This window comes from Delftia sp. SD018 (genome assembly GCF_017355445.1).
Lineage (GTDB): Bacteria > Pseudomonadota > Gammaproteobacteria > Burkholderiales > Burkholderiaceae_C > Comamonas > Comamonas acidovorans.
In genome coordinates this window covers 1-26,320 of record NZ_JADDRN010000030.1, presented here as the reverse complement: position 1 = coordinate 26,320, position 26,320 = coordinate 1, and the positions used below count along the sequence as shown (strand labels likewise).

19 protein-coding genes, 1 CRISPR repeat array and 1 riboswitch (1 of these 21 cut by a window edge) are annotated in these 26,320 nt (G+C 61.8%); of the genes, 2 read left to right on the top strand and 17 right to left on the bottom strand.

The window, feature by feature from the left end; translation table 11 throughout:
- A CRISPR array of direct repeats spans window positions 1-925; the repeat unit is 31 nt; unit sequence GTTTCAATCCACGCGCCCGCACGGGGCGCGA (it extends 834 nt beyond the left edge of the window).
- A 179-nt stretch (window positions 926-1,104) separates the two neighbouring features.
- The 11 genes from cas2 to INR38_RS23815 form a co-directional block, all read right to left on the bottom strand.
- On the bottom strand, window positions 1,105-1,395 hold the full coding sequence (gene cas2 / locus INR38_RS23865) for a CRISPR-associated endonuclease Cas2 (protein ID WP_207443696.1): 291 nt from the start codon (window positions 1,393-1,395) through the stop codon (window positions 1,105-1,107).
- Window positions 1,396-1,498: 103 nt separating this feature from the next.
- Window positions 1,499-2,539 (bottom strand): type I-C CRISPR-associated endonuclease Cas1c, encoded by a 1,041-nt coding sequence (cas1c, locus tag INR38_RS23860; protein WP_207443683.1) that lies wholly within the window; start codon window positions 2,537-2,539, stop codon window positions 1,499-1,501.
- A complete protein-coding gene (cas4, locus tag INR38_RS23855; RefSeq protein ID WP_207443684.1) occupies window positions 2,524-3,180 on the bottom strand; it encodes a CRISPR-associated protein Cas4 in 657 nt (218 codons plus the stop codon). The genes cas1c and cas4 overlap by 16 nt, the downstream gene beginning before the upstream one ends.
- Before the next feature lie 27 nt (window positions 3,181-3,207).
- A complete protein-coding gene (gene cas7c / locus INR38_RS23850; protein ID WP_016453849.1) occupies window positions 3,208-4,089 on the bottom strand; it encodes a type I-C CRISPR-associated protein Cas7/Csd2 in 882 nt (293 codons plus the stop codon).
- Window positions 4,086-5,918 carry a type I-C CRISPR-associated protein Cas8c/Csd1 gene (gene cas8c, locus INR38_RS23845; RefSeq protein ID WP_207443685.1) on the bottom strand — a complete coding sequence of 611 codons (1,833 nt, stop codon included), beginning with the start codon at window positions 5,916-5,918 and terminating at the stop codon, window positions 4,086-4,088. The genes cas7c and cas8c overlap by 4 nt, the downstream gene beginning before the upstream one ends.
- On the bottom strand, window positions 5,915-6,589 hold the full coding sequence (gene cas5c / locus INR38_RS23840) for a type I-C CRISPR-associated protein Cas5c (RefSeq protein WP_043792880.1): 675 nt from the start codon (window positions 6,587-6,589) through the stop codon (window positions 5,915-5,917). The genes cas8c and cas5c overlap by 4 nt, the downstream gene beginning before the upstream one ends.
- Before the next feature lie 41 nt (window positions 6,590-6,630).
- Window positions 6,631-8,874, bottom strand: a complete 2,244-nt coding sequence (cas3, locus tag INR38_RS23835; protein ID WP_207443686.1) for a CRISPR-associated helicase Cas3' — start codon at window positions 8,872-8,874, stop codon at window positions 6,631-6,633.
- Between the two features lie 173 nt (window positions 8,875-9,047).
- Entirely contained in the window at window positions 9,048-10,991 is a 1,944-nt protein-coding gene (thiC, locus tag INR38_RS23830; protein WP_047218741.1) for a phosphomethylpyrimidine synthase ThiC, read from the bottom strand.
- Between the two features lie 265 nt (window positions 10,992-11,256).
- A riboswitch (TPP riboswitch) is annotated at window positions 11,257-11,382 on the bottom strand.
- A 63-nt stretch (window positions 11,383-11,445) separates the two neighbouring features.
- Complete coding sequence (locus tag INR38_RS23825; protein ID WP_012204232.1) at window positions 11,446-12,108, bottom strand: nitroreductase; 663 nt, start codon at window positions 12,106-12,108, stop codon at window positions 11,446-11,448.
- Window positions 12,109-12,160: 52 nt separating this feature from the next.
- Window positions 12,161-12,985, bottom strand: coding sequence for a serine O-acetyltransferase (gene cysE / locus INR38_RS23820; protein WP_017407425.1), 825 nt, complete (start codon window positions 12,983-12,985; stop codon window positions 12,161-12,163).
- Between the two features lie 35 nt (window positions 12,986-13,020).
- Window positions 13,021-13,830 (bottom strand): RNA methyltransferase, encoded by an 810-nt coding sequence (locus INR38_RS23815; RefSeq protein ID WP_207443687.1) that lies wholly within the window; start codon window positions 13,828-13,830, stop codon window positions 13,021-13,023.
- Between the two features lie 216 nt (window positions 13,831-14,046).
- Here INR38_RS23815 and INR38_RS23810 point away from each other — a divergent pair, with 216 nt between their 5' ends.
- A complete protein-coding gene (locus INR38_RS23810) occupies window positions 14,047-14,961 on the top strand; it encodes an inositol monophosphatase family protein (protein WP_016449664.1) in 915 nt (304 codons plus the stop codon).
- A 434-nt stretch (window positions 14,962-15,395) separates the two neighbouring features.
- Here the strand turns inward: INR38_RS23810 and fusA are convergent, their stop codons facing one another.
- Window positions 15,396-17,498 (bottom strand): elongation factor G, encoded by a 2,103-nt coding sequence (gene fusA / locus INR38_RS23805; RefSeq protein WP_207443688.1) that lies wholly within the window; start codon window positions 17,496-17,498, stop codon window positions 15,396-15,398.
- A 271-nt stretch (window positions 17,499-17,769) separates the two neighbouring features.
- Between fusA and INR38_RS23800 the strand changes: the two genes are divergently transcribed.
- Window positions 17,770-18,120 (top strand): helix-turn-helix domain-containing protein, encoded by a 351-nt coding sequence (locus tag INR38_RS23800; protein ID WP_012204227.1) that lies wholly within the window; start codon window positions 17,770-17,772, stop codon window positions 18,118-18,120.
- A 37-nt stretch (window positions 18,121-18,157) separates the two neighbouring features.
- Here INR38_RS23800 and INR38_RS23795 read toward each other — a convergent pair whose 3' ends face one another.
- From INR38_RS23795 to INR38_RS23775, 5 genes are all read right to left on the bottom strand, one after another.
- Window positions 18,158-18,544, bottom strand: coding sequence for a hypothetical protein (locus INR38_RS23795; RefSeq protein WP_207443689.1), 387 nt, complete (start codon window positions 18,542-18,544; stop codon window positions 18,158-18,160).
- A 347-nt stretch (window positions 18,545-18,891) separates the two neighbouring features.
- Complete coding sequence (locus tag INR38_RS23790) at window positions 18,892-20,505, bottom strand: type I restriction-modification system subunit M (RefSeq protein WP_207443690.1); 1,614 nt, start codon at window positions 20,503-20,505, stop codon at window positions 18,892-18,894.
- Complete coding sequence (locus INR38_RS23785) at window positions 20,502-21,743, bottom strand: AAA family ATPase (protein WP_207443691.1); 1,242 nt, start codon at window positions 21,741-21,743, stop codon at window positions 20,502-20,504. Before INR38_RS23785 ends, INR38_RS23790 begins: the two co-directional genes overlap by 4 nt.
- Window positions 21,743-23,047: a restriction endonuclease subunit S gene (locus INR38_RS23780; RefSeq protein WP_207443692.1), complete on the bottom strand. Its 1,305-nt coding sequence runs from the start codon at window positions 23,045-23,047 to the stop codon at window positions 21,743-21,745. Before INR38_RS23780 ends, INR38_RS23785 begins: the two co-directional genes overlap by 1 nt.
- Window positions 23,037-26,114, bottom strand: coding sequence for a type I restriction endonuclease subunit R (locus INR38_RS23775; protein WP_242699174.1), 3,078 nt, complete (start codon window positions 26,112-26,114; stop codon window positions 23,037-23,039). The genes INR38_RS23780 and INR38_RS23775 overlap by 11 nt, the downstream gene beginning before the upstream one ends.
- Between the last annotated feature and the right edge of the window lie 206 nt (window positions 26,115-26,320).

Here is a 26,320-nt window from a genome sequence, read left to right as displayed (position 1 = left end):
AGCTACGCGGCAAACGGACGCAGTGGGCTGTTTCAATGCACGCGCCCGCACGGGGCGCGACGCCTCTTCGACCGACAGCAGGCCCGAGTCCGCGTCGTTTCAATCCACGCGCCCGCACGGGGCGCGACCCGGCGTATTTGGTCTTGTCAGTGATGTCCCATGTTTCAATCCACGCGCCCGCACGGGGCGCGACAAGTCTGGGATACAGCAGTCGCTGGGTCAACTGTCGTTTCAATCCACGCGCCCGCACGGGGCGCGACCTGGCTGAGCTGGCCGACCGCTTGGGCGTCAGTGAGGTTTCAATCCACGCGCCCGCACGGGGCGCGACGCTCTTAGGGGGCTTGTTTGCTGAGAGTGATCTGTTTCAATCCACGCGCCCGCACGGGGCGCGACGCGTCTCGCTGAGCATCCGGCTGACCGATGCCACGTTTCAATCCACGCGCCCGCACGGGGCGCGACGGCAGAGGCTACGCGCTGCGTGCGCTGGCTCCAGTTTCAATCCACGCGCCCGCACGGGGCGCGACGTGCTGCCCTCGCGCTGATGGGTTGGCCGTGGCCGTTTCAATCCACGCGCCCGCACGGGGCGCGACGGCACGGCCGCCGCGCGCTGGTAGGTGCGCGTGATGTTTCAATCCACGCGCCCGCACGGGGCGCGACGTGGCGTTCACCTTCCAGGGCGTTACGACCCGGGTGTTTCAATCCACGCGCCCGCACGGGGCGCGACTGTGATTTTGACGTGGTGGCGTCCAGTGACGGCGTGTTTCAATCCACGCGCCCGCACGGGGCGCGCAGACACCGTGGATCACCGTGTGCCGTTGTTCGGTGCGTGTTTCAATCCACGCGCCCGCACGGGGCGCGAGCTGCAGCCGGCCAGGGCCAGCGCGCCCAGCAGTGTTTCAATCCACGCGCCCGCACGGGGCGGGGGTACTTATAGAGCAATTTCACCGCTATGAAAAAAGCCAGGCTTCCGCGAACCAGGCGGCACTGTCATGCCGCGGGATCGGCGTTCAGCCATTCGCTCGCCCACCCCCTTTTGAAAACAACAGCTTGCGCGGCCGCGAACCTCAAGGGCAGGCGGCGGTCACTTGGGGTTCGCGCGGAGGTTCAGAAGACGAGGGGGGCGTCGAGGTCCAGCACGGGCTTTGCGCCGATGTGTTCGACCTTGCTGCGCCAGTGTTGGCCCAGGTAGTAGAACCTGAGGCTGTCCTGGGTGGGGTCGATGATTTGCATCAGCCGCGCCTTGAGGGCGACCCATTGCGCGGCGTCCACTTCTATTTCGAAGACGGAGTACTGCGCGCGCTGGCCGAAGTCCCGGCAGGCCTTGGCGATGCGCCGCAGGCGGCGGGCACCATCCGGGTCCTGGGTACGGACGTCATAGCTCACCAGGACCATCATCGGCACACCTCATTTCTCATCGCCGGGCTGCCCCAAGATAAAAAAGCGGCTCCCTCGGGGGGCAGCGGACCTTGCGCAACAAAGGAAGCGTGGGGGCCATGTTTCATTTCCAAAGGAATGGCGGATAGGCATCGAGATCACCGCGCAGGTGGCGGGCCAGCATTTGCGCCTGGATAAAGGGGAACAGTCCGATGGCGGCTTTTTCTTCGATGAAGGCGTGGCGCAGTTCTTCGCGCTTGCGCTCCTGGTAGGCGGTCAGCACGGTCTTGCGTGATGCTTCGGTCAGCAGGACCGCGCCGTTGTCCATGATCTGGAAGTCGCGCTCACCCAGCTGTTTACGGTTGATCAGCGACAGTGCCAGCCGGTCCGCCAGCAGGGGGCGGAATTCCTCCAGCAGGTCCAGCGCCAGGCTGGGGCGCCCGGGCCTGTCACGGTGCAGGAAGCCCACGGCGGGGTCAAGGCCCACGCTTTCGAGCGCGGAGCGGCAGTCGTGCGTGACGAGGGTGTAGAGAAAGGACAGCAAGGCATTGACCGCGTCGCGCGGCGGACGCCGGCTGCGCCCCTGAAAGCGCATGGCGGGGCTGTCCACGCGAATGAGCATGTCGAACACGCCGAAATAGGCCTGCGCCGCCTCGCCTTCATAGCCACGCAGCATGTCCAGGCTGGTTTCTCCGGGCAGTTTTTCCGCAATGCGCCCCAGGCGCTTGTAGGCGTGCGTCAGTGCTGCCTCGGCTTCGGGCTCCAGCTTGTCGCCGTGGTCACGCAGTGCCCGGCCCAGGACCGCGCGCTGGTTGTGAAGCTTGCCCAGCAGGATGTTGTGAACGATGGCAGCGCAACGGCCCGGATCATCGCTGACCCGGTACTGCTGACGACGCAGCAGCACGTTGCCGGAAACAGGCCCCTCCACCCGCGCAAGAAAGCGCCCGTTGGGTGTGAGAAAGCTGGTGCAGATGCCCTGCTCGGCGCAATAGCCCATCAGCGGTGGAGACACCAGCACGCGCCCGAAGCAGACCAGGCTTTCGAGCATGTGCACCGGCAGCCGGGCACGCTCGCGCTGCTCGACCTCCATCACGATGTTGGCACCGTCCTTGCGCAGCCAGGCGCCTTCGGTGGTCACGTACAGGGTGTTCAGTTGCCGTCGCATGGACCTTCTTCCATCTGCTGGCCCCATTGCGCTGACAGCCAGGCATTGACACTCTGGGTTCGCCCCAACAGTCTGGGCTGGCACAGGTCCAGCAGCGAACAGGCATCGCACAGCCGGGGGCTGTAGCGCGCCGTGGGCGTGGTGCCCGACTCCAGCATGGAGCGCACCGCAGCAATGGTGCCGCAGGTGAGCTGGCGCAGTTCGTTGTCGAAGCGCACATCGGTGCGCCTGCGGGCCTCGCCGTAGTAAAGGGCTCCCGCCTCTACCGGCTGGCCCAGCATGGACTCCAGGCACAGCGCCTGGGCGCAGAGCTGGACTTCATCGGCACGATGGGCCTTGGGCCGGCCGCGCTTGTACTCCACGGGAAACGCTCGCTCGCCCTGTGGGCCCTGGTGGAATTCCACCACGTCGGCAATGCCGGTGATGCCCAGGCGCGTATCGGCCAGCGGCATGGCCGTGACAGTGCGCACACCCTTGCGCCGCTCGGCCTTGGGCTTGTCGGCCTTTTCGTGCAGCAGCCGGCCCTCGGCCGTATGCCGGCTTTCGGCCCACAGTTGCTCGACATGGATGAGGGCGCATTGCCTTGGGCAGTACAGGTAGTGCTGCAATGCCGACAGGGCAATAGCGTCGTCTTCGCTCATGGTGCGTCGGCGGCTTTGCCACCCGTCTCAGATCAGTTCCCGCAGGGTCACGCCCGAAGGCACGGCCGCAGTGTCGATGTGCACACGGTAGTCAGCAAAGCGCCGGGGAGCGCCCGCATCGGCCGGCTGTGCGGACTCCACCTTGACGGCGTCAAACAGCACATGCGCAGGCGCGTTGCCCATGGCGCTTTCATGTTCGAAGACGATGAGTTTGCGCGCCGCCATCTCGCCGCGTGCAGCGGAGCGGTCATGCTCGAACATGTTGATCAGCGCGCGCCAGAACAGGTCCAGGTCCTCGTTGGAAAACCCGGTGCGCTCGGCCAGCTTGGCCGAGATGAAGCCATGGGCACGGTACAGGCCGTAGGGAATGATGTGCTTGCGGCCCATGGTGCGGTTGTCGCCACTCTGGGCTTCGGCCTCTTTTTCCGTGGTGACGGCCATGCGCGTGATGGAGATTTCCAGCGGCACCACGGGGTCGATGGAGGTGGCGAAGGCCATCTGTATGGGTCCGCGCACCTGGCCGGCATTGACGCCCGTGGTCATGACAGCGCCGAAGGTGCGGATGTCGAAGAAGTTGGCGCACATCCAGGCCGTGATCTCGCGGGCCTTGGCTTCGTCCTTGGGCAGTTTCTTGTCTTCAGGCTTGAGGCCGATGGCCTCGTAGGCCTTGCGGTGCTGGTGGTTCAGGATGGCCTTTTCCTGCATGTAGATCGCATGGCCAGGCGCATCTTCCTTGTCCAGGCTCACGAAGTTGCGGATCTTGCGCTTGAGGCAGACATCGGTGACCAGGCCTCGATTGGTCTCGGGGTCCAGGCGCGGCAGGTTGCCGGCATCGGGATCGCCATTGGGATTGCCATTGGTGATGTCGAACAGGTAGACGAATTCGTAACGGTGGGCGATGGCGGTCATGCGGAGGCTTCCTCGGAGGTGTCTTCTGTGGAATCGTTGCTGTCGTCGTTGGCAACCGATTTGCTGAAGCGGCTTTGCGACTGGTGGTAGTAGCCGATGGCGAAACGGCCCTGGTCTTCGATGCGCAGGCTGCGGGGGAAGCTGTCGGTGAGGCCGCCGACAATCTCGCCAATGTCCTTTTCCAGCCCCACGGCAGCGCCCGGCCTGTCCTTGCGCAGGCGCCCCAGATGGTTTTGCGCATTGCGCAGCAGCATGGGAAATACCGATGCCGGCGTGGCCGAGGCCGCGCCGTAGTAGCGGTCGCGGATGGTCGCGTTGACCTGCCCGCCCAACGCCTGGCGCTGGGCACTTTCCAGCACGGCGAAAAGGCGGCCCAGCCGGTAGGCCGCGTTGGTGGATTCCTTGTCCAGACTCACGGGGATCTCCTCCTTGTCACTGTTGATTCCGAGGCGGCGCTCACGCGCCAGAATGCCTTTGCAGATACCCACGCGCAGCCCCGACAGATGGCCGTCGCTGCGCATGCGCATCAGCACGTTGGCCAGCAGGCTGCGCGGATAGGGGCGGCCGGTGAGCACGGCGCGCATGAACTCGCCCACGAGATTGCTCATGGCGTCGTCCATCTTGGGCGCGCTGCCCTCACGGTGCGGTGCCGTGGCCAAGACCACGCGATAGGCCGACGGGGCCGTCTTCCAGGGCTGCGGCTCCAGCGCGAAATCATGGGCATGCTCCGCCAGGCGGCGCGCAAACAGGCCCAGCGTGCCGACCTCCCAGAAACGGATGGAGATGCGCGAGGCATTGGGCGCCAGCCCCAGCACGTACATGCGCGTGTCTTCCTCAAGCCTGGGGTCGATGTCGCTGAGCGGCCGGCCTTTCTGCACCTTCTCCAGTTCGATGCGGATGCGCGCGGCCTCCTGGTCGTCCGAGGGACGGTCATCGAGCAGGTCGGCCAGCAGCGACTCGGCCCGCACGGCCTGTTCGGCCTCCTGGCCATCTGCGGCCTCGGCCCAGAAGACGATGCTGGTATCACCGATCTGCAGGCGCTGGCGGTTATGCTCGCCGCGCCGCAGCAAGTGGTTGAGCACGGTGGTGTAGGCAAAGGCGGCCTGCTCCGAGACAGGTGCGTTGTCGCCCTGGCTTTTGCCGTAGGAAGTGAAGGACTCCTGGTTGAAGGAGACGATGGAGGCGCCGGAGCTCTGGGCACCACTGACGCCCTTGATGACCGGGTGCAGGCGCGCCACGGGCAGGCTTTCGCCGCTCACAAGACAGGTCGCCACCGACTCCTGACTGCTTTCTCCACCGTCGTCCCTGGCGAGCAGCCGGGCACGCAGGGCCTGAGCGGCCGGGCGTTCGTGCAGATAGGCCTTTTCGCCATCCATGCGGAACACCATGTTGGTATCGAGCATGTCCGGGGTGAAATGGGGCGCTTCGAATTGCTGCGGCGTCCAGGCGTCGAAAAAGCCCAGCAAGGCCTTCAGGCCCGCATCCTGCGTGCCGGCCAGATGCTCGCGGTGCAAGGCCTTGAAGGCTTCATGCTCCTTGTCCGCGCGCTTGCTGGTGGCGCTCACGCCCAGCACATAGCTGGTCTTGTCCCAGAGGAAGTTGGACTTGATGCCCACCGTTCTTTTCTCCGGCTGGGGCACGTTCATCACGCACGGCAGCGGCTTCTTGCCCGTGGTGTCGCGGATGTCGTTGACCTGCACCACACGGCCATCGGCGGACAGCAGTATTTCGTAGCTGATCTTCTCGGGGCTGTAGCCAAAGGGCGCCAGGCCTTCCTCGCGGCGTTCCAGCAGCCGTTGGTAGTAGGTGGCAAGCGCCTGCAGGATCATGACTTGAGCTCCTCGCTGTGCCAGGGCGGCACGGCGATCACGCCACCGGCCATGCTGGCGCGGAAAAAGCGCGGGGCCATGCCGTTGGCAAAGTCGATGTCGTGCAGCATCCAGCCCAGGTCCCGCTCGGGCAGCAGGCTTTCGTGCGGCGTGGGCAATGCCTCGCCGTCTTCGAGCAGGCCGAAGTCCGCCGGAAACTCGCGCACGCCCAGGCAGGGCATCTGAAAGCACTGGCCCTTGCGCGCTCGGCGGTTGAAGATGTCCAGGTGCTTGCCCACCGAGTCGTCGGCGCCGGCCTTGGGAGTGAGCTCGAAATGCGCTTCGATCACATAGGCCACGTCGCGCAGCACCGTGGCCGCACGCTGCTGGCGGTCCTGGTCCACATGCGTGACCAAGCCTTCCGTGGAGCCGGCCTTCATCGCCTTGGACACACTGGCCGGAGAGATCTTGCTGCCGACCTCGTTGCGCCGTATCGATTCAAAGCGGATCGGCTTCAGTACGTGGATGCGGTCTACGCTCCAACGTATAGCCGGCTTCCAGTGGATGGCCTCCAGAATGCCGCGCGCGGCCGAAGGCGTGATGACGTCGTAGCTGACGCGCTCACCCTTCATCTCGGGTCTGGTGAAGCAGGCGCGCTCACCCCAGACCTTCAGTTTCACTCCAAATCCCATGCCCTCTCCTCTCCTTCAGCGGCAAGACACCGTTGCCTGCGCTACCAGCACAAATGCTCGGTCTGGATCAGCGCGGGCTCATCCCAATGGATGCCATGGCGCGGGTCGTACAAGCCCTCGTGCGCCAGCACCATGAATTGATCACCCCATTTGCTCTCGGCCACCGGCACCACGGCCCCGGCCTTGCGCAGCGCATCAAAGCCTTGTCGCGGCAGTTGCACCAGGTAGGGCTGCAGGCTGCGCGCCAGGCCCACGCTGCCTTGCGCATGCTCCAGCGCCCGCAGCGCGTCCCTGGCCTTGTCGTCATACGGCACGATCACCGGCATCTGCACGCTGTCGATAAGCCGGAACTTCGCCGCCAGGGTTTCCATCGGCAGGCTGTCGAAGCGGCTTGCCGTCAGTTGCCCCAGCAGATCCGGCACATCCAGGGCCTGCGAGCCCTTTTGCCAGTACAGCAGCGAGAAGTAGCGCTGGATGGCCTCGGGGGCCAGAGGCTGCGCCTCGAACTGCCTGAGCACTTCTCGCGCCTTCTCCGCGTACTGCTTGAGTTCAGGTGGCGGCGCCCAATCCGGATTGCCCGGCAGAAACACCAGCACCTCGCTGGCATCCCTGGCGCGCCGTCCCTCCCGGTTGCAGCGGCCAGCGGCCTGGGCGATGGAGTCCAGGCCCGCCTCGGCACGCAGCACGGTGGGAAAGTCCACATCGACGCCGGCCTCGATCAGGCTCGTCGATACCAGCCGGCAGGGTTTGCCTTCCTTGAGCATCTGCCGCACTTCGGCCAGCACCTCGCTGCGGTGCCTTGCGCACATCAGCGTGGTCAGATGGCGTGCGCCGGGCAGATCGGCCATGGCCTGGTAGACGGCCCGCGCATGGCGGCGGTTGTTGACGATGCACAGCACCTGTTCGCGCGAGCGCATGTGTCCGGCCAGCGCCTCATCGTCCAGCACGCCCAGGTGCCGCACGCGCACGCGCTCCAGCTGCGTGAACAGCCGGTCCGGGTCGGGCGCCAGTTCCCGCACTTCTTTCAGGCCGCCCTCGAAATCTGGCACCACCAGTGCAGGCTGGGTCGCGGTGCACAGCACCACGCTCGCGCGGTAGTTGCGCGCCAGTTCGTCGATGGCCGCTACGCAGGGCCTCAGCAGCTTGAGGGGCATGGTCTGGGCCTCATCCAGCACGACCACGCTGCCCGCGATGCGGTGCAGCTTGCGGCATTGCGATGGCCGGGCGGCAAACAGGCTTTCGAAGAACTGCACGGCCGTGGTGACGATGATGGGCGCGTCCCAGTTCTCCATGGCCAGCTGCAGCTTCTTTTGCGCCTGGTATTTTTCGGGGTCGTCGCGCGGCGGCTCGGTCTGCACGAAAGCGCTGTGGTGCTCCAGCACGGCGGCGTCGCCCAGCGGGCCCAGGGCCCTGCGAAATACGGCGGCGTTCTGCTCGACGATGCTGGTGAACGGAATCACGAAGATCACTCGGCTCAGGCCATGGCGTATGGCGTGGTCCAGTGCGAAGGCCAGCGAGGCCAGCGTCTTGCCCCCGCCCGTGGGCACCGTCAGGGAAAACAGCCCCGGCGCCAGTTCCGCCTGCGCACGCACATGCTGCAGGATGGCTGCGCGAATGGGGTTGACGTCACCCCCCGTTGGCAAACCTGCCAGGTGGTGGTCGAGTTGCTCGCGCAAGGCCTGCAGGCTAGGGGCCGGCTCACCCGCGCTGCGATGATCGGGACGGCTTTCCGTCTTCAGATAAAAGCGCTCCGTATCGAGAAAATCGGCATCGACCAAGCATGAAAACATCATGCGTGTGAAAAATGCCAACTGGAAATTCTTGCGTTTGCCGTCACAGGGCTTGAGATCGACCATTGGCAGCTTGGCGGGCAATGCGATGTCGCGCTTCCAGGCGGAATCCAGCGCCGGCAATTCGTACCCGTCATCAAGCCGCTGGCGCAATGCGGATCTTTCCCCTTGCCCATCCCCATTGGCCAATCCCGCATGGTGCCCGGCAATGCCATAGGCCAGCAAATGGCCTATTCCGGGATAGTGCCTGGCTGCAATGCGCGCACCCCAGGTGGAGTGGTCCACACGAAGAGCATCGCCTTGCAGACGCAACTGGTAGGGCCCGGTGTACTTGCCCAGGTCATGCAGCCAGCCCTGTATCTCAGCCAGCTCACCGGCACCGAAGGCCCGTGCGAACTGTCGAGCCAATGTGCCCACACCCTTCAGGTGATCCGGCAGGGATTGCCAATCGGACTTTGAAGCATTGGCTGTGGAATGCGCAAAGAAGTCACCCATAAGACAATTCAGATTCTTCCGTCTATTTCTCGGCAAAAACAGGAATAGCCCTAAGAAAAAACACCGCAGGCACCAAAGCGCCTGCGGTGTTTATTTGACCAGTCCAAGGCTGGATCGACTATAGGGGAAATATCAGCCTACACGGTGCAATCCCGATCAGGAGTCAGCGGATTTCAACGCGCCGTCGTATCGCTGCTGGCCGCCACGATGGGGATATAGAACTCTCCGCCCGCGCGGTTGAATTCCTCGGCCTTGGCCTGCATTCCGGCGGCAATGCCTTCCTGCTCGGCCACGCCCTTGGCAGCGGCGAATTCGCGCACTTCCTGGGTGATCTTCATGGAGCAGAACTTGGGGCCGCACATGGAGCAGAAGTGCGCCACCTTGGCGCTGTCCTTGGGCAGGGTTTCGTCGTGGTAGGCCTGGGCGGTGTCGGGGTCCAGGCCCAGGTTGAACTGGTCCTGCCAGCGGAAGTCGAAGCGGGCCTGGCTCAGCGCGTCGTCGCGGGCGCGGGCGCCGGGGTGGCCCTTGGCGACGTCGGCGGCGTGGGCGGCGATCTTGTACGCGATGATGCCCTGCTTGACGTCGTCGCGGTCGGGCAGGCCCAGGTGTTCCTTGGGCGTGACGTAGCACAGCATGGCGGTGCCGAACCAGCCGATCATGGCCGCGCCGATGGCGCTGGCGATGTGGTCGTAGCCGGGGGCGATGTCGATGGTCAGCGGGCCCAGGGTGTAGAACGGCGCCTCGTGGCAGTGCTTGAGCTGCTCGGTCATGTTGGCCTGGATCATGTGCATGGGCACGTGGCCGGGGCCTTCGATCATGGTCTGCACGTCGTGCTTCCAGGCCAGCTGGGTCAGCTCGCCCAGGGTCTTGAGTTCGGCGAACTGGGCTTCGTCATTGGCGTCCGAGGCGCTGCCGGGGCGCAGGCCGTCGCCCAGCGAAAAGCTGACGTCGTACTGCTTCATGATGTCGCAGATGTCCTCGAAGTGCTCGTACAGGAAGCTCTCGCGGTGGTGGGCCATGCACCACTTGGCCATGATGGAGCCGCCGCGCGAGACGATGCCCGTGCGGCGCTGGGCCGTGAGGTGAATGTAGGCCAGGCGCACGCCGGCGTGGATGGTGAAGTAGTCCACGCCCTGCTCGGCCTGCTCGATCAGGGTGTCGCGGAAGATGGGCCAGGTCAGGTCCTCGGCAATGCCGCCCACTTTCTCCAGCGCCTGGTAGATGGGCACGGTGCCGATGGGCACGGGCGAGTTGCGGATGATCCAGTCGCGCGTGGTGTGGATGTTCTTGCCGGTGGACAGGTCCATCACGTTGTCCGCGCCCCAGCGGATGGCCCAGACCAGCTTCTCGACCTCTTCCTCGATGCTGGAGGTGACGGCCGAGTTGCCGATGTTGGCGTTGATCTTGACCTTGAAGTTGCGCCCGATGGCCATGGGCTCGATCTCGGGGTGGTTGATGTTGGCCGGAATGATGGCGCGGCCGCGCGCCACTTCGTCGCGCACGAACTCGGGCGTGATGATCTTGGGGATGGCGGCGCCCAGGCCGTTGCCGGCCAGGCGCGCCTCGCGCGCGGCGTCCTGCTGGTACTCGGCCATCCATTCGCGGCGGCCGTTCTCGCGCAGGGCCACGTATTCCATCTCGGGCGTGATGATGCCCTTGCGCGCATAGTGCATCTGGGTGACGTTGCCGCCGCTCTTGGCGCGGCGCGGCTGGCGCTGCAGCGATGCGGCCTCGGCCCGCAGGCGTGCCACGCGCTCGTCTTCCTCGCCGCGCTTGCCGCCGTCGTCCAGGGCCTGGCGCAGGCGGCCGGCGTAGTACTCGCTGTCGCCGCGCGACTCGATCCAGGCATTGCGCACGCCCGGCAGGCCGCTGCGCACGTCGATGGCCACGGCCGGATCGGTGTAGGGGCCCGAGGTGTCATAGACGCTGACCTGCTCGCCATTGGTCAGCTGGATATCGCGCACGGGCACGCTCAGGCCGGCATGCAGGCTGCCTTGCAGATAGCTCTTGGTGGAGGCCGGGAACGGCTTGCGCGACTGCGCCAGCAGGTCGGAAAAACGCTGTGCGTCTGGAGCTTCGCCGGCTGCGGGGGTGAAGATGGAATCGGGAGCGTTCATGTCGGGTTCCTTGCGTTCAAAGCGTCGATCAACAACGCTCCGGGAACCGGACACTCCTTGGGCTGTGCCAAAGGCCGCGCACCGGGCTATGCCAGTGTGGGCCTGCCAGGGCCGTATGGCCTTGGCCCCTGGTTGCCACGCACGCCAAGGCGCACGAGCAGCCTTGGTTGGCAAGGGTCGATGTGCGTTGGATGGTGGCCTGCCTGGCCGTTGCGGCCCTGCGTGTATCCGCCGTGGCGGACTTCCATCCTCTGACTTCGGCCCCGCTTCAGGGTCCCGCTCTTCTTCCGCCGGTATCAACCGGATCAAGTTCGTCGGGTTCGCCGCCTGGCCCATGCAGCGCATGGACCGGTTGGCATCTCAGTGCATCAGCACACCCCGGAGCAGAGCGCAGTATAGGGGATGGCAAGGCGCCCTTGCCCTGCGGGTTTGCCCAGGGGCCTGAAAGCCCTGCTCAGTCGAAGCCGCGCATCTGTGCCCATTCGGCCACCGGTGCGCGCGTGGCGCGCCAGCCGTTGATGGGGGCATCCTTGTCCTCGTAGCCCAGCGCAATGCCGAAGGCCACGTGGTAGCCCTCGGGCAGCGCCAGCGCCTGGGTCACGGCGTCGTTGTAGCGGCGCCAGAAGCCCTGGGCGCAGGTGGCCAGGCCATTGGCGCAGGCCAGCAGCATGAAGGACTGCAGGTAGATGCCCAGGTCCACCCATTGCGGCAGGCCCATGCGCTCGTCCACCGCCACGATCAGGCCCACGGGCGCGCCGAAGAACTGGCCGTTGCGCGCCAGCTGCTCCAGCCGCGCGGGCTTGTCGTCGCGCGGAATGCCCAGCGACTGGTACAGCTCCTCGCCATTGGCAAAGCGCCGGCTGCGGTAGGGCTCCCAGAGGTTGGGCGGGTAGGACAGACCGGGCTGGGCGTCCTGGGGCTCGGCTTCGGCAACGGCGGTGAGCAGCTGCTGCAGCGGCTCGCCCGTCAGCGCCAGCACGCGCCAGGGCTGCAGGTTGCCGCCCGAGGCCGCTTGTGCCGACTGTTCCATCAGGGAGCGCACCAGGGCCGCATCGGGCGACTGGGGCAGGAAGGCGCGCACGGAGCGGCGCGCATGCAAGGCCTGTTCAACGTTCATGCTGGTCGGAGTCTCCGGTCTTCTTGGGGATCTTTGGTGATCTTCTGCAGGCCTACTTGCCCATGATCTGGTCGATCTTGTCCTTCTGGAAGGCCTGCGGGCGCTCGGACTCGCAGGGCACGCAGTCGCCCACCTTGCTGCCGGCCGAGAGCTTGGCAATGGCCTCCCACAGCAGCGCAATCTGCTGCTCGTGCGCGGCCGCGCCATCGCTCAGGCCGCGCATGGCCTGGGCCACGGGGTCCATTTCCTGGGTGATGCCGTAGGCCGTGAACGGCTGGGGCGCGGCGGCCGACGGGACCTTGATGGACTCGGCCTTGGCCGATGCCAGGTCGTGCTCGGTCACATCAGCGCTGTGGCCGTTCTTGCTGGCGATGATGCGTGCCGGAATGCCCACGGCCGTGGCGCCTGCGGGCACGGGCTTGATGACCACAGCATTGCTGCCGATCTTGGCACCGTCGCCCACCTCGAAGCCGCCCAGCACCTTGGCGCCCGCGCTGACCACCACATCGCGGCCCAGCGTGGGATGGCGCTTGGCGCCCTTGTACAGCGAGGTGCCGCCCAGGGTCACGCCGTGGTAGATGGTGCAGCCGTCGCCGACCACGGCCGTCTCGCCGATGACGACGCCCATGCCGTGGTCGATGAAGACGCGCTCGCCGATGACGGCGCCGGGGTGGATCTCGATGCCCGTGAGCCAGCGGCCGATGTGCGAGATGAAGCGCCCCAGCCACTTGAGGCCATGGTTCCAGCACCAGTGCGCCGGGCGCTGCAGCCAGATCGCATGCAGACCCGGATAACAGGTGATGACCTCCCAGGTGCTGCGTGCCGCAGGGTCGCGGTCGAGGATGCACTGGATATCGGAGCGCAGGCGGTCAAGCATCTAGGGGCTGGTTATTGTTGACAAGACCGCTCAGTCTAGCGTTTCGGTGGGGTGCTCTGCAGCATGGCCTTCGCAACACCGCGCAGGATGTGGATTTCCTCGGCGGTCAGTTGCGAGCGGTTGAAAAGCTGGTTGAGGCGCGGCATCAGCTTCTTGGGTGCGGCCGGATCAAGAAAGCCGATATGCGCCAGCGCCTGCTCCCAATGGCCCAGCATGCCGGCCACCTGGGCCGCGTCGGCGCGCTGCGGCGCGGGCGTGTGCTCCACCACGGGAAAGCCGCCCAGCGCCTGGCGCCATTCGTAGGCCACCACCTGGATGGCCGCCCCCAGGTTCAGCGAGCCGAACTGCGGATTGGACGGAATCGACAGCGCCACATCGCTGCGGTAGACATCGTCGTTGCTCATGCCGAAGCGCTCGCAGCCGAACAGGAAGGCCACGCCCGACTGGTTGCAGCGCGGCGCGGGAGCCGGTGCCGACACGGATGCATCGGCAGGCGCCGCCGCTTCATCGGGCGCAGCCAGCACATCCAGCGCCCCGCTGAGCAGCAGCTCGAAATGCTGGCGCGGCGTGCGCGTGGGCGGGCCGAAGTCGCGCGGCGTCATGGCCGTGGCGCACAGGTGGCTGATGCCGTCCAGCGCCTCCTCCAGCGTCTCGGCCACGCGCGCATTGCCCAGCACGTCCAGCGCGCCGCTGGCCCGCTGGATGGTCTCTTCCTTGCGCAGCACGTTGGGCCAGCGCGGGCGCACCAGCACCAGGTCGTCAAAGCCCATGGTCTTCAGGGCGCGGGCGGCGGCGCCCACATTGCCGGCGTGGCTGGTTTCTATCAGTACGAATCGGGTTTTCATGGCGTCGCTGGCCTGCCGGCGCCGGCAGAGCCCCCAAGACGGGACAGGTTGCGCAGCACAAAACGGACAAGGCGGGTAAAATTGCGCGCTATTGTCGCCGCCCCGCATCGCCGGACGCGGCTTTTTCCGTTCTTACCCGCGTCAAACAGCCTGCTTTTGCCAGAGAGGACCGTCCTCTCCTTGCACAGCCGCTGCTCCGCCAACGCCTCACAATCTATGTCGACCAACCTGCATCCCATGCTCAACGTGGCCATCAAGGCCGCACGCGCCGCCGGCGCCATCATCAACCGCGCGGCTCTTGACGTGGAATCCGTGCGTGTCGCACAAAAGCAGGTCAACGACTTTGTGACCGAGGTGGACAAGGCGGCCGAGCAGGCCATCATCGAAACCTTGCTGGGCGCCTACCCGGGCCACGGCATCCTGGCCGAGGAATCGGGCAACGAGTTCGGCGCCAAGAACTCCGACTACGTCTGGATCATCGATCCGCTGGACGGCACCACCAACTTCATCCACGGCTTCCCCGTGTACTGCGTGAGCATTGCCCTGTCCTTCAAGGGCAAGGTGGAGCACGCCGTGGTGTACGACCCCTCGCGCAACGACCTGTTCACGGCCACGCGCGGCCGCGGTGCCTACCTGAACGACCGCCGCATCCGCGTGTCCAAGCGCATCCAGCTCAAGGACAGCCTGATCTCCACCGGCTTCCCCTTCCGCCGTGGCGACAACTTCAAGCAGTACATGAACATGCTGGGCGACGTGATGCAGGAAACCGCAGGCGTGCGCCGCCCCGGCGCCGCCGCGCTGGACCTGGCCTACGTGGCAGCCGGCTTTGCAGACGGCTTCTTCGAAAGCGGCCTGCAGATCTGGGACGTGGCCGCCGGCAGCCTGCTGGTGACCGAGGCCGGTGGCCTGGTCGGCAACTTCACGGGCGAGGCGGATTTCCTGGAGCAGAAGGAATGCCTGGCGGGCAATCCGCGCATCTATGGTGCGCTGGTCGGCATCGTTGGCAAGTACAGCAAGTTTGCTTCTGCTGGTGAGAAGGCTGGTGTGCGGCAGGCGCTGTCTGACTCTGGAGAGGCGGCTCCCGTCGCTGATGCTGAGACTGCTGAGTCTGAGCAGCAGCCTGAGGCTTGATTCCGGCTTCTCCTGTCTCTCTTTAAAACAGCTCCTTCAAGGGGCTGTTTTTTATTGGGCCTTTGGATTTGGGTACTTTGTTTTTGACCCTGCCGGGGGGTTGCTTTTCGAGGCCGGGTCTCGGCCCGGCGGCCGACTGCCCTTTCTTGATTCGCCAAGAAAGGTCAGATCAAAGAAGGCGACCCGAATGTCCACGTCCCTTCGCTTCGCTGCGGGCAACCTGCGCCGGGCCGCCTGCGGGGTTCGCCGTGAAACTCACTTCGCGCTGCGCGCTACGTTCAAACATCACGGCGAGTCAGATGACGAGGCAGTCCTGTCCTTCGGCAGGACTGCAACCCCGCAGGCGACCCGACGCAGGCGTGGACATACGGGAGGGGTGAGAGGGGGCCACGGTCAGGGGCAGCATGCTGCCCACTGCACGTTTGCCGCCTCTTTTACCTCGCGCGTGCGTTGATCACGGCCTCGGCCACGTTGCGCGGTGCTTCGGCGTAGTGCTTGAACTCCATGGAGTAGGTGGCACGGCCTTGCGTTTGCGAGCGCAGGGAGGTGGCGTAGCCGAACATTTCGGACAGCGGCACTTCGGCCTTGATGGACTTGCCGCCGCCGGCCATGTCGTCCATGCCCTGCACCATGCCGCGCCGCGAGGACAGGTCGCCCATGACGGTGCCGGCGTAGTCCTCAGGCGTCTCGACTTCCACGGCCATCATGGGTTCCAGGATGACGGGGCTGGCCTTCCTGGCGGCTTCCTTGAAGCCGAAGATGGCCGCCATCTTGAAGGCCATTTCGTTGGAGTCCACGTCGTGGTACGAACCGAAGGTCAGCGTGACCTTGACGTCCACCACGGGGTAGCCGGCCAGCACGCCGCTGGTCAATGCCTCGACCACGCCCTTTTCCACCGCAGGGATGTACTCGCGCGGCACCACGCCGCCCTTGATGGCGTCCACAAACTCGAAGCCCTTGCCGGGTTCCTGCGGCTCCACCGTGAAGACCACATGGCCGTACTGGCCCTTGCCGCCGGACTGGCGCACGAACTTGCCGTCCACATCAGTGACTTTCTTGCGGATGGTCTCGCGGTAGGCCACCTGGGGCTTGCCCACGTTGGCTTCCACGTTGAACTCGCGCTTCATGCGGTCCACGATGATTTCCAGGTGCAGCTCACCCATGCCGGCAATGATGGTCTGGCCCGATTCCTCATCGGTGCGCACGCGGAAGGACGGGTCTTCGGCCGCCAGGCGCGACAGGGCAATGCCCATCTTTTCCTGGTCGGCCTTTGACTTGGGCTCCACGGCCTGGGCGATGACGGGCTCGGGGAAGACCATCTTCTCCAGCACGATGGGCGCTGACGGGTCGCACAGGGTCTCGCCCGTGGTCACGTCCTTCAGGCCCACGCAGGCGGCAATGTCGCCGGCGTGGATTTCATCGACCTCCAGGCGTTCGTTGGCATGCATCTGCACGATGCGGCCAATGCGCTCCTTCTTGTCCTTGACGGAGTTGAGCACGCTGTCGCCCTTGTTGAGCACGCCCGAGTAGACGCGCACAAAGGTGAGCTGGCCCACGAAGGGGTCGGTCATCAGCTTGAAGGCCAGGGCAGAGAACTTCTCGCTGTCATCGGCATGGCGCACGATGATGGAGCCGTCTTCCGCATGGCCTTCCACGGGCGGCACTTCCAGCGGCGAAGGCATGAGCTCGACCACGGCGTCCAGCAGGCGCTGCACACCCTTGTTCTTGAAGGCCGAGCCGCACAGCATGGGCTGGATCTCGCCCGCAATGGTGCGCAGGCGCAGGCCGCGCAGGATGTCGGCCTCGGGCAGGTCGCCCTCTTCCAGGTAGCGGTTCATCAGGTCTTCGCTGGCCTCGGCAGCCGCCTCCACCATGGACTCGCGCCACTTCCTGGCGTCGGCCACCATGGCTGCGGGAATCTCCTGGTACTCGAACTTCATGCCCTGCGTGGCCTCGTCCCAGATGATGGCCTTCATCTTGAGCAGGTCCACCACGCCGGTGAACTGCTGCTCTGCGCCAATGGGCAGCACGATGGGCACCGGGTTGGCCTTGAGGCGGTCGATCATCATCTGCCGCACGCGCAGAAAATCCGCGCCCGTGCGGTCCATCTTGTTGACGAAGGCCAGGCGCGGCACCTTGTACTTGTTGGCCTGGCGCCAGACCGTCTCGGACTGCGGCTGCACGCCGCCCACGGCGTCATAGACCATCACGGCGCCGTCGAGCACACGCATGGAACGCTCCACCTCGATGGTGAAATCCACGTGGCCCGGGGTGTCGATGATGTTGATGCGGTGCTGGTCAAAGCGGCCGTCCATGCCCTTCCAGAAGCAGGTCGTGGCCGCCGAGGTGATGGTGATGCCGCGCTCCTGCTCCTGCTCCATCCAGTCCATGATGGCGGCGCCCTCGTGCACCTCGCCCAGCTTGTGGCTCACCCCGGTGTAGAACAGGATGCGCTCGGTCGTGGTGGTCTTGCCGGCATCGATGTGCGCGGAGATACCAATGTTGCGATAGCGTTCTATGGGGGTATGGCGGGCCATGAAAGGACTCCTGGGTGCTGATAAGCGTTGATGCGTGGATCTGCCGTGGGCTGGGATTCTCGCGGGGGTTGAATGAGGGTTGATGACAATTGGAATGTACGAAGACAATCGTACTATCTTCCGCAACTTCTTGCAGAACGGTTCATGTTTTCACCACGCAAGGGGCGTGTCTGCCAGATAACTGCCCGCCCCACACCCGCGCCGCACACCACAGCAGCGCCCTGCGGCACTGCTTCCATGGCACAGTGGCGCCCCATCGACTGGACGATTCATGCTTGCCAACCACCCCGACCGCGAACAGATACGCCTGGAAAACCTGCTCAACGCCTTGGGCAACCCCCTCCGCCTGGCCGTGGTGCGCGCGCTGGCCGCAGGCCATGAGCGCGCCTGCGGCTCGCTGCTGCAAGGCCAATCCAAATCCACCATGACTCACCACTGGCGCGTGCTGCGCGACAGTGGCGTGATCTGGCAGCGCCCCGACGGCCGCGAAAACCTGCTCTCCCTGCGCCGCGAAGACCTGGATGCACGCTTTCCCGGCCTGCTGGACGCGCTGCTGCAGGCCCTGGCCGAAGACCCGCTCACCGAACAGGCCACGGCCGCACACCTCAAACCCTGCCCTTGAAACCCAGCCCCTGCAACGCAGGCGGCAGCCCTGCGCCCTACCCCTTCACGGCAAGCGCCACAGCAACGCCCTCATCCGCAAACCGCTTGGCCGCCTTGAGCAGATAGCTCACGGCATAGAGGATGGGGTCATCGGCCTCGTCGCCATTCAGATGGTCCACCACCTCGACGGCATAGCCCAGGTCCACCGCCGTGTCGTGCAGCAGGCCCAGCAGTTCCTTGTCCTGCGGCTCCAACGACTGCGCTTGATCGGCCTTGGCGTAGTAGATGCGCAGCAGGTCGCGGCACACGCAGTTGATGGCCGTGACCTTGTGGCTAGCGTGCAGCTCCAGCACTTCGAGGGCAGCGCCCAGGTGCAGGACGGCGTCGATGGCAAGGTCTTCGAGTTTGGGTTGGGGAATGGTGGCGAGGGTTGGTGGCTCCATCGAAGCTCGCTGTGCGTGGATCATGGCGCACAATTCTTATTTTGCAAGGCGCGCTGGGCCACGTTTTCTTTAACTCATGGCCTGTGGCGCAATTGATCAACGCACATTGCAAGAACCAGCAGTCACTGGTCAAGCTCGCCGGCCTAGAGCGTTCGCAGTTGGGCAAGGTGGAGTGCGGGGAGCACATACCAGCCTTAGTTATCGTGTTCAAGATTGCGTGGGGCTGGAGTGCAGTGCGGCGGAGGTGATAGAGAGATTTGAGAAAATGTTATGGGCTACGGGCTGAACCTACGGAATCAGGATGCGCAGGCTGAGCACGGTCTGCGCGGACCAATCAGCGTAAGCAACTATGGCAAAGGCTTCAAACCCAGTTCTCTCAGGAATGCATTGTGCTTGTCCTTCGCAGCCCCAATTGCTTTTTCAATATCCACCAGCTCTTGGTGAGTCTCATCCAGAACAATCTCCGCCGCGGTCAATGCCGTACTGATATAGCGCGAGATGTTCAGGTTGAAATCGTTCTTCTCGATCTCGGCCATCTCCACCTTGCGTGAATAGCGCACCTCTTCCTCACGGAACTGGTAGGTCCTGATGATCTTGGCGATGTGCTCTGGCTTGAGCTGGTTCTGGCGCTTCCCTTTTTCAAAATGCTCGGCGGCGTTGATAAACAGCACGTCGTCCGGCTTCTTGCACTTCTTCAACACCAAAATGCAGACGGGGATGCCAGTGGAATAGAACAGATTGGCGGGCAAGCCGATCACCGTGTCGATGTGCCCGTCCTTCAGCAACTTGGTGCGGATGCGTTCTTCCGCCCCGCCTCGGAACAGCACGCCGTGTGGAAGGATGATAGCCATCACGCCTTCGTCTTTGAGGTAGTGGAAACCGTGCAGTAGGAATGCGAAGTCGGCAGCGGACTTGGGCGCGAGGCCGTGGCTCTTGAAGCGCACGTCGTCGGCCAACGCGTCGGTCGGTTCCCAACGGTAGCTGAAGGGCGGGTTGGCAACGATGGCGTCAAAGCTCGGTTTCTTGGCCGGGTTCTGCTCCCGCATTATGTCCCACTCGTTAAGCAGGGTATCGCCGTGGAAGATCTCGAACTCTGCGCCCTTCACCCCGTGCAGCAGCATGTTCATGCGCGCAAGATTATAGGTTGTGATGTTCTTTTCCTGTCCGAAGATTTTGCCGATGGTGCCGTCCGCCTTGGCCACCTTCTTGCGGACGTTGAGCAGCAACGAGCCGGAGCCACAGGCAAAGTCCAGCACACTTTCCAACCGCTTCTTGGTACCGGTCTTTGGATTCTGACTGTCCAGCGTGACAATGGCAGAGAGGATGTCGGAAATCTGCTGGGGGGTGTAGAACTCACCCGCCTTCTTGCCGGACCCGGCGGCAAACTGGCCGATCAGGTATTCATAGGCATCGCCCAGCGCATCAATGTCAGTGGAAAACTCCACCAGCCCTTCGGCGATCTTCTGAATGATGGTGCAGAGCTTGGCGTTCCGGTCGGCGTAGGTTTTGCCGAGCTTAGGAGAACTCAGATCGATCTCGGAGAAAAGTCCCTGAAATGTGCTCTCGAACGACTCCGTTTCGATGTATTTGAAGCCCGCTTGCAGCGTGTTCAACAGGTCCGCATTTTGGGTACGCGCAAGGTTGGCGATGCTGTTCCAAAGGTGCTCGGGCTGGATAACGTAGTGCACCTTGCGGCGCATCTGCTTCTCGAATGTCAGGATGTCGTCTACGTTGTTTGCATACCAGAGGGCCAGCGGCACCCTGTGGATGTCGCCGCTGACATCGGGATAGTCTCGCCCCAGCTCCTTCTTTGCCGCCGTCTCGTAGTTGTCGGAGAGATATCGCAAAAACAGGAAGGACAGCATGTAGTCGCGAAAATCGTCCGCATCCATGGCGCCTCGCAGTTTATCCGCGATACTCCAGAGTGTGTTTCCCAATTGCTGTTGATTGATATCGGTCATATAACTGGAGTCTTGATCTCTAATTTTTCCGGCCCTTGTTTCTCAGATTTTTCTTTGGACCTCTTCAATGGTAAATCTGCTTTTGTAGCCTCTGAATACAGCGCTGCACTGAAAAAATGGCTTGAGGCGAATTTTTCAAAAATATTTCGAAAATCATCTTTATATCGATCTGGTGGGTCATGTGGTTCGTTAATCAAGTAATCAGCATGACTCATCACATTTATCATACGTTCATGCAGGTCTCGGTCGGGGTCATTCTCTGGCACTTTGATACACGCCGTCCACCCGTCTAATCCGCAAAAGATGGCCGTCTGCTCCATGATGCAACGCATCATATTAAAGTGATGTCGCTTAATTTCACCAGACTGTGTGACCTTTTTCAATTCAGCCAGCGTTGCGAGGTGATGAAGAAAAGGTTTATTGTCGGTATCGGACAACAAATAATCGTCTGACGTAGCATCATTCTTCAGGAAGAAACGACTCGATTTTCCTTTTCCGATTTCGTTGCACAGAACATTAAAAAACAGTGTGTGATGCGTCGAGATCACAGTCTTGGGGGTGTTTCTCGCTTTTGTCAGCAAGTGGGCTAAATGACTAGCAACCGCGATAGCGTTATTCTCGTCCAAAGAGGATATTGGATCATCAATGTAAACGTATTTTACCCATTGGTAGTTCTTGTCGCCATCAAGAACCAATTGCACAATAGCGAGAAAGAAACACCAAAGAAATATATTCTCTTCGCTACGGGAAATTTTAATGTTGTTTACCTCAACTTTCCCAGATGGCGTGATGAACGTTCGAAAGAAGCGAACAATATGCTGCTCCCCAATTGATTCTCCAAGTGAATTATTAAGCGGCGCTTTATCAAGCTTAAACTCAAAATCAGTGTAACGACTAAGAATTGGTCCAATACGATTATCCATCTCCAACTCCTCAAGGCCCGCAAAGAACCGAGATGTTGGGTGGAGCGTCAGATAACGTTCGCTGTCGTTATCCAAGTCGTTGTACCAAGAGAAAAGATCTTCCGTGAAAGCGTTGAAATATAGCGTATCACGATGCTTTGTTTCCCCATCCTTATTGATTTTCTTACCAAGGTCTTTAAATATACCCGAGAGCCGCGTTTTTCCGGTGCCATTATAGGCATAAAGAATAATGAATTTCTTAGCGCTCTTCGAATCCAGCGTTCTCCGGAAACGGGCAGCAAGCTCTTCGAGGTTTTCAATTTGCACGGTTACCATTACTCTAAATCCTCCAAAGCTGGAAAAATCCGCTGGATAAGACCTTTCTTATGAGTCTTCAGCGTTTCGAGCTTTTTGATTTCGTCGGTGATAAGGTTGTCGAGGTGATTAAGGCACTCGGCTATGCGCTGCTGCTCAGCCAGCACAGGAACTCGGAACGCAAGATCAATAAAAAATTGGAGTCCGATTGTTTTTATTGTGCTTCCAGTGGCGGCTCTCTCGATGCGTGGCTTTGCATTTTGAAGAAGGTGATACAGGAACCAGTTGGAAAGCATGCGGGAATTGCAGGTCCAGGCGATGAAGTGTTGACTCACCGCCATTGGCTCACCCATGACCGCGCTCTTACCGATTCCAGCGTCACGGCTGACGAATACAGTGCCCTTCGGATGAAGCACGGCAGATGAATTTTTAATTCCTTCCTTGGATATCTCAATTGCGGTTTCAGAAATAATACCGTTATCCAACCGCTTAGAGTCTGCCAAAGAAACCCATTTAATCCCGCCATTGTAGTACTCGGAATGGCTCTTACTAGGAGTGTGCCCAGAACCACGCTTAGCGAGGTCTTCAAGCCTCTTTTCCTCCCAATCCCCGGTGTTCTGAAACTCAGGAAAGCGGAGGCGGGGTTGGTTTTCGTAGTCGCGAGGAAAAAGCTGCTGCATCAGCCCCTTTTTATGGGTCTTGAGCTCGCCCACATTTCTCGCTTGCGCGGAAATTAGCTCGTCCATCGAGTTCAGGCATCCGGCGATTCTTTGTTGTTCGATAAGGGATGGGAAACAGATCGGTAGAGCTTTGATAATTTCCGCATTTAAATTCTGGACCCCACTGCCTGCGGCGTTATCAACAAAATATCTTTGGCTGCTGGGTGCCGATATAGAATAATAGAGGAAGTCTCTGTCAGCCTTTTCGGAAATTTTCGTAATGGCAATCCAGCCATCATGAATGCAAGTCTTGATCTGAAGAATGTAGGGCCGCCCGAAACTCATGGAATTTGACAGTATCAAGTCCCCAGGATTTACAACTCGGGTCTTACTCAGCGCTTCAGGACGGACTTTCTCTGCCGTCCGAGTGACGTATTTGGCGTCCTTGTCCACATCGCCAATCTTGAGCCAGTTGAGTCCATCCTTAAGGGTAGTGATGAATCCATCAATCGGACGCGGTGATCCACCACGAACAACTTCGGATAAATCTCCCAAGATAGAGCTCTCCCAACCCTTAGTTTCCCGAAACTCCGGAAACCGCAGCGTCGGCACCAGCATGGCCCCTGCATCTTCCTTCTTGGTGGTGATTTTGTTCTTACCGCTCATACGCGCTCAGTCCCGAAATGTCGCGGCCAGCGGCGCGTTTGGTGAGGAGGGGATGGAGGTCTTCCATTAGGGCGATTTCGGCCTGGGTACGGGCTTTCCAGCCGAGGTCCAGCGGGGCCATCAGGTCACTGAGTTGTTCGCCATCAAAGATCATGCGGTCGAGAATACCGTCCACGAAGTTTTGAAGGGCAGCGGTGGCAAGGCCGCGTTTCGCGGCAATGGCGGCGAGTTCCTTGGCGTTTTTCTCGGCCTTGAAGCGGGTGTAGCCATCGCGGATGGCTACCTCGGAGAGGCCTTCCCCTGCCTGGAGCGTGCCGATGTATTCGGCTATATCGTCGCGCTCGTTCATGAACTTAGCATCGGCGCTAATGAGGCCGATGAGTTCCTCACGGGTCATCTTTGCCTTACCTGGCCCCTTGGCCGAGAACTTGGCAATGAGGCCCATGATGTAGTCGTAGTCGATGACGGCGGAGGCGAAGAGGACGAACTCGAAGTCAAGCTGGTCCACGGGGTCGTCGGGGCCGGGTCCATCACCATCCTCTCCGCTCTTGCCCTGCCGCGCTCTGAGCCGTTTGGCTGTATCTAGATACTGGCCCCTGAAGCCGCGCAGATTTTCATCGGGCAGGACCTGCTCGATGATGGCCTTGCTCTCCCCCGTGAGGTCAGTGTACTGATCCAGTTGTGTCTTGAGCCGCTGGACTTCCTTGAAGTGGGTGATGAAGGCGGCGCGAGCCTCGTCGCCTTTCAAGTTGGCCACATCGGAAGGCGTGCAGGCCAGGCCCTGGGACTTCATGAAGTCGTCCAGCTTCTGCACGGCAGTCTCCAGCTTCTGGATGACCACAGGGGCCTTGTCCACGAGCCAGATTTCGCGCGCCTGCTCGCCGGTCTTCTCGCCAGAGAAGAGGGCAATGGCTGCATCTACGGAATCTTGTTGCTGGCGGAAGTCGAGGATGTTGCCGTAAGGTTTGGTGCCGTTGAGTACGCGGTTGGTTCGGGAGAACGCCTGTATCAAGCCGTGGTGCTTGAGGTTCTTATCCACGTAAAGCGTGTTCAGAAACTTGGAATCGAAGCCGGTGAGCAGCATGTCCACCACAATGGTGATGTCGATCTTCTGCGCAGCAGGATAGTCGGCATTGGGCCACTGCTGATCCTTGATGCGCTTTTGTACATCCTGGTAATAGAGATCGAACTCGCTCAAACGGTGGTTGGTGCCGTAGCGGGCGTTGTAGTCGGCGAGGATGGTCTTGAGCGCGGCCTTCTTCCCCTCGGGATCTTCTTCGTTGTCTGCCTGCTCCTGCGGCAGGTCTTCCTGGATCTGCTTCACATCCGGGTCGCCCTCGGCAGGTGGGGAGAAGACGCAGGCGACGTTCAGCGGCTTGAAGTCAGGATCTGCAGCCTGTTTGTCCACCTGCATCGTCCTGAACAGGGCGTGGTACTCGATGGCGTCATTGATGGACGAGGTGGCAAGGATGGCGTTGAAGCGGCGTCCGCCCGTGGCGGCATCGTGCTTGGCCACAATGGCCTCGATGACGGCCCTCTTGGCGATGGCCTCGCCGGGCTTAGGCGGTCTCTTGCCCTCGGGCTTGAAGTAATCGACGTGGAAACGCAGGACGTTCCCATCCTCGATGGCATGGGTGATGGTGTAGGCGTGGAGCTGCTTCTGGAACAGCTCTTCGGTGGTCTGATATGAGGCCACCTCGCCGTCGATTTTTACCCGACTGGCGTTGCCCTTGGGACCACCGAATATAGGAGTACCGGTGAAGCCGAAGAGCTGCGCCTCGGGAAAGAACGTTCTGATGGCTTTGTGGTTCTCGCCAAACTGCGAACGATGGCACTCGTCGAAGATGAAGACGATGCGTTTGTCCTTCAGCGCTTCGAGCTGTTCCTTGTAGGTGACCTGGCCATTCTTGGTGCGCTGCTTGTTGCGCTTACTGTTTTCATCCAGCGCGAGGCCAAGTTTCTGGATGGTGGTGACGATGACTTTGTCGGCGTAGTCCTCCGAAAGCAGGCGGCGCACGAGAGCGGCGGTGTTGGTGTTTTCTTCAACACAGCCTTCCTGGAACTTGTTGAATTCCTCTCGCGTCTGGCGGTCGAGGTCTTTGCGGTCCACGACAAACACACATTTGTGGATGTGGTCGTTTTCCTTCAGCAGCGTGGAGGCCTTGAAGGAGGTGAGTGTCTTGCCACTGCCCGTGGTGTGCCAGACGTAGCCGTTGCCGTTGTCTTCGTCGATGCACTTCACGATATGCTGCACGGCATACACCTGATATGGCCGCATGATCATGAGCTTTTGCTCCCCCGCGAGCAGCACCATGTAGCGGCTGATGGTGCGGCCTAGATCGCACTTCTTCAGAAAGTGCTCGGCGAACTCGTCGAGTTGAGTGATCTTGCGGTTGTCCTCACCTGCAAATTCATAGATGGGCAGAAAGCGTTCATCGGCATTGAAGGCGTAGTGGCGGGCGTTGTTGTTGGCGAAGTAGTAGGTGCGGTCGCGGTTACTGACTATGAAGAGCTGCATAAAGCAGAGCAGCGTCTTGGTGTAGCCGTTGCCGGGGTCTTGCTTATATTCGACGATCTGCTCCATGGCGCGCCGCGGATTCACGCCCAGGGTTTTCAGTTCGATCTGCACACAGGGCACGCCGTTGATGAGGATGAGAACGTCGTAGCAGTGGTAGCTGTTGTCGGTGTTAATTCGGAGTTGGCGGACGACCTCAAAGTGGTTTTTGCACCAATCTTTGATGTTCACCAACGTGTAGTTCAGAGGTGTGCCGTCGTCGCGAGTGAAGGCATTGATACCACGGAGGGTCTTAGCAGCGGTGAAGACGTCCTGGGTGACGATTTCATCCAGAAGCCTGGCGAACTCGGCGTCGGTCAGTTTGACTCGGTTGAGGTCCTGGAACCTCTCGCGGAAGTTCTTTTCCAGTGCAACGCGATCACGGATGTCGTCACGGTAGTCGTACTTCAGGTTCTGAAGCGTGCCAATGAAGCCGTATTCGATGTGCTGTTCTTTGACGACGAAGCCCGGGGCTCCGGAGGACAGATCGTAGGTGGACTTGGATGAGGGCATGGGGAGGAACGTGCGTCGGCCATGGACCGGAAGACAATGCGTGTGGCGGGTTGTATAGATTGTGACCCATGCCCGATGCGGTGCAGCGGACGGGCTGCATCATTGGACTCGGCACGGGGATAACGAACCTGTACATGCCACCGCCTTAAAAAAAAAAACTCAATATAAGACGAACTATATGATTTTCTCTCTCAACATCTAGCTTC

Coding starts and splice junctions, on each gene's coding strand:
- INR38_RS23815 (WP_207443687.1), bottom strand. CDS start 13,830: ATGAAAACCCGATTCGTACTGATAGAAACCAGCCACGCCGGCAATGTG.
- cas3 (WP_207443686.1), bottom strand. CDS start 8,874: ATGGGTGACTTCTTTGCGCATTCCACAGCCAATGCTTCAAAGTCCGAT.
- INR38_RS23825 (WP_012204232.1), bottom strand. CDS start 12,108: ATGAACGTTGAACAGGCCTTGCATGCGCGCCGCTCCGTGCGCGCCTTC.
- cas7c (WP_016453849.1), bottom strand. CDS start 4,089: ATGACCGCCATCGCCCACCGTTACGAATTCGTCTACCTGTTCGACATC.
- cas1c (WP_207443683.1), bottom strand. CDS start 2,539: ATGCGACGGCAACTGAACACCCTGTACGTGACCACCGAAGGCGCCTGG.
- cysE (WP_017407425.1), bottom strand. CDS start 12,985: ATGCTTGACCGCCTGCGCTCCGATATCCAGTGCATCCTCGACCGCGAC.
- cas4 (WP_207443684.1), bottom strand. CDS start 3,180: ATGAGCGAAGACGACGCTATTGCCCTGTCGGCATTGCAGCACTACCTG.
- INR38_RS23800 (WP_012204227.1), top strand. CDS start 17,770: ATGCTTGCCAACCACCCCGACCGCGAACAGATACGCCTGGAAAACCTG.
- INR38_RS23810 (WP_016449664.1), top strand. CDS start 14,047: ATGTCGACCAACCTGCATCCCATGCTCAACGTGGCCATCAAGGCCGCA.
- INR38_RS23790 (WP_207443690.1), bottom strand. CDS start 20,505: ATGACCGATATCAATCAACAGCAATTGGGAAACACACTCTGGAGTATC.
- cas8c (WP_207443685.1), bottom strand. CDS start 5,918: ATGATCCTGCAGGCGCTTGCCACCTACTACCAACGGCTGCTGGAACGC.
- INR38_RS23780 (WP_207443692.1), bottom strand. CDS start 23,047: ATGAGCGGTAAGAACAAAATCACCACCAAGAAGGAAGATGCAGGGGCC.
- cas5c (WP_043792880.1), bottom strand. CDS start 6,589: ATGGGATTTGGAGTGAAACTGAAGGTCTGGGGTGAGCGCGCCTGCTTC.
- INR38_RS23795 (WP_207443689.1), bottom strand. CDS start 18,544: ATGGAGCCACCAACCCTCGCCACCATTCCCCAACCCAAACTCGAAGAC.
- thiC (WP_047218741.1), bottom strand. CDS start 10,991: ATGAACGCTCCCGATTCCATCTTCACCCCCGCAGCCGGCGAAGCTCCA.
- INR38_RS23785 (WP_207443691.1), bottom strand. CDS start 21,743: ATGGTAACCGTGCAAATTGAAAACCTCGAAGAGCTTGCTGCCCGTTTC.
- fusA (WP_207443688.1), bottom strand. CDS start 17,498: ATGGCCCGCCATACCCCCATAGAACGCTATCGCAACATTGGTATCTCC.
- cas2 (WP_207443696.1), bottom strand. CDS start 1,395: ATGATGGTCCTGGTGAGCTATGACGTCCGTACCCAGGACCCGGATGGT.
- INR38_RS23775 (WP_242699174.1), bottom strand. CDS start 26,114: ATGCCCTCATCCAAGTCCACCTACGATCTGTCCTCCGGAGCCCCGGGC.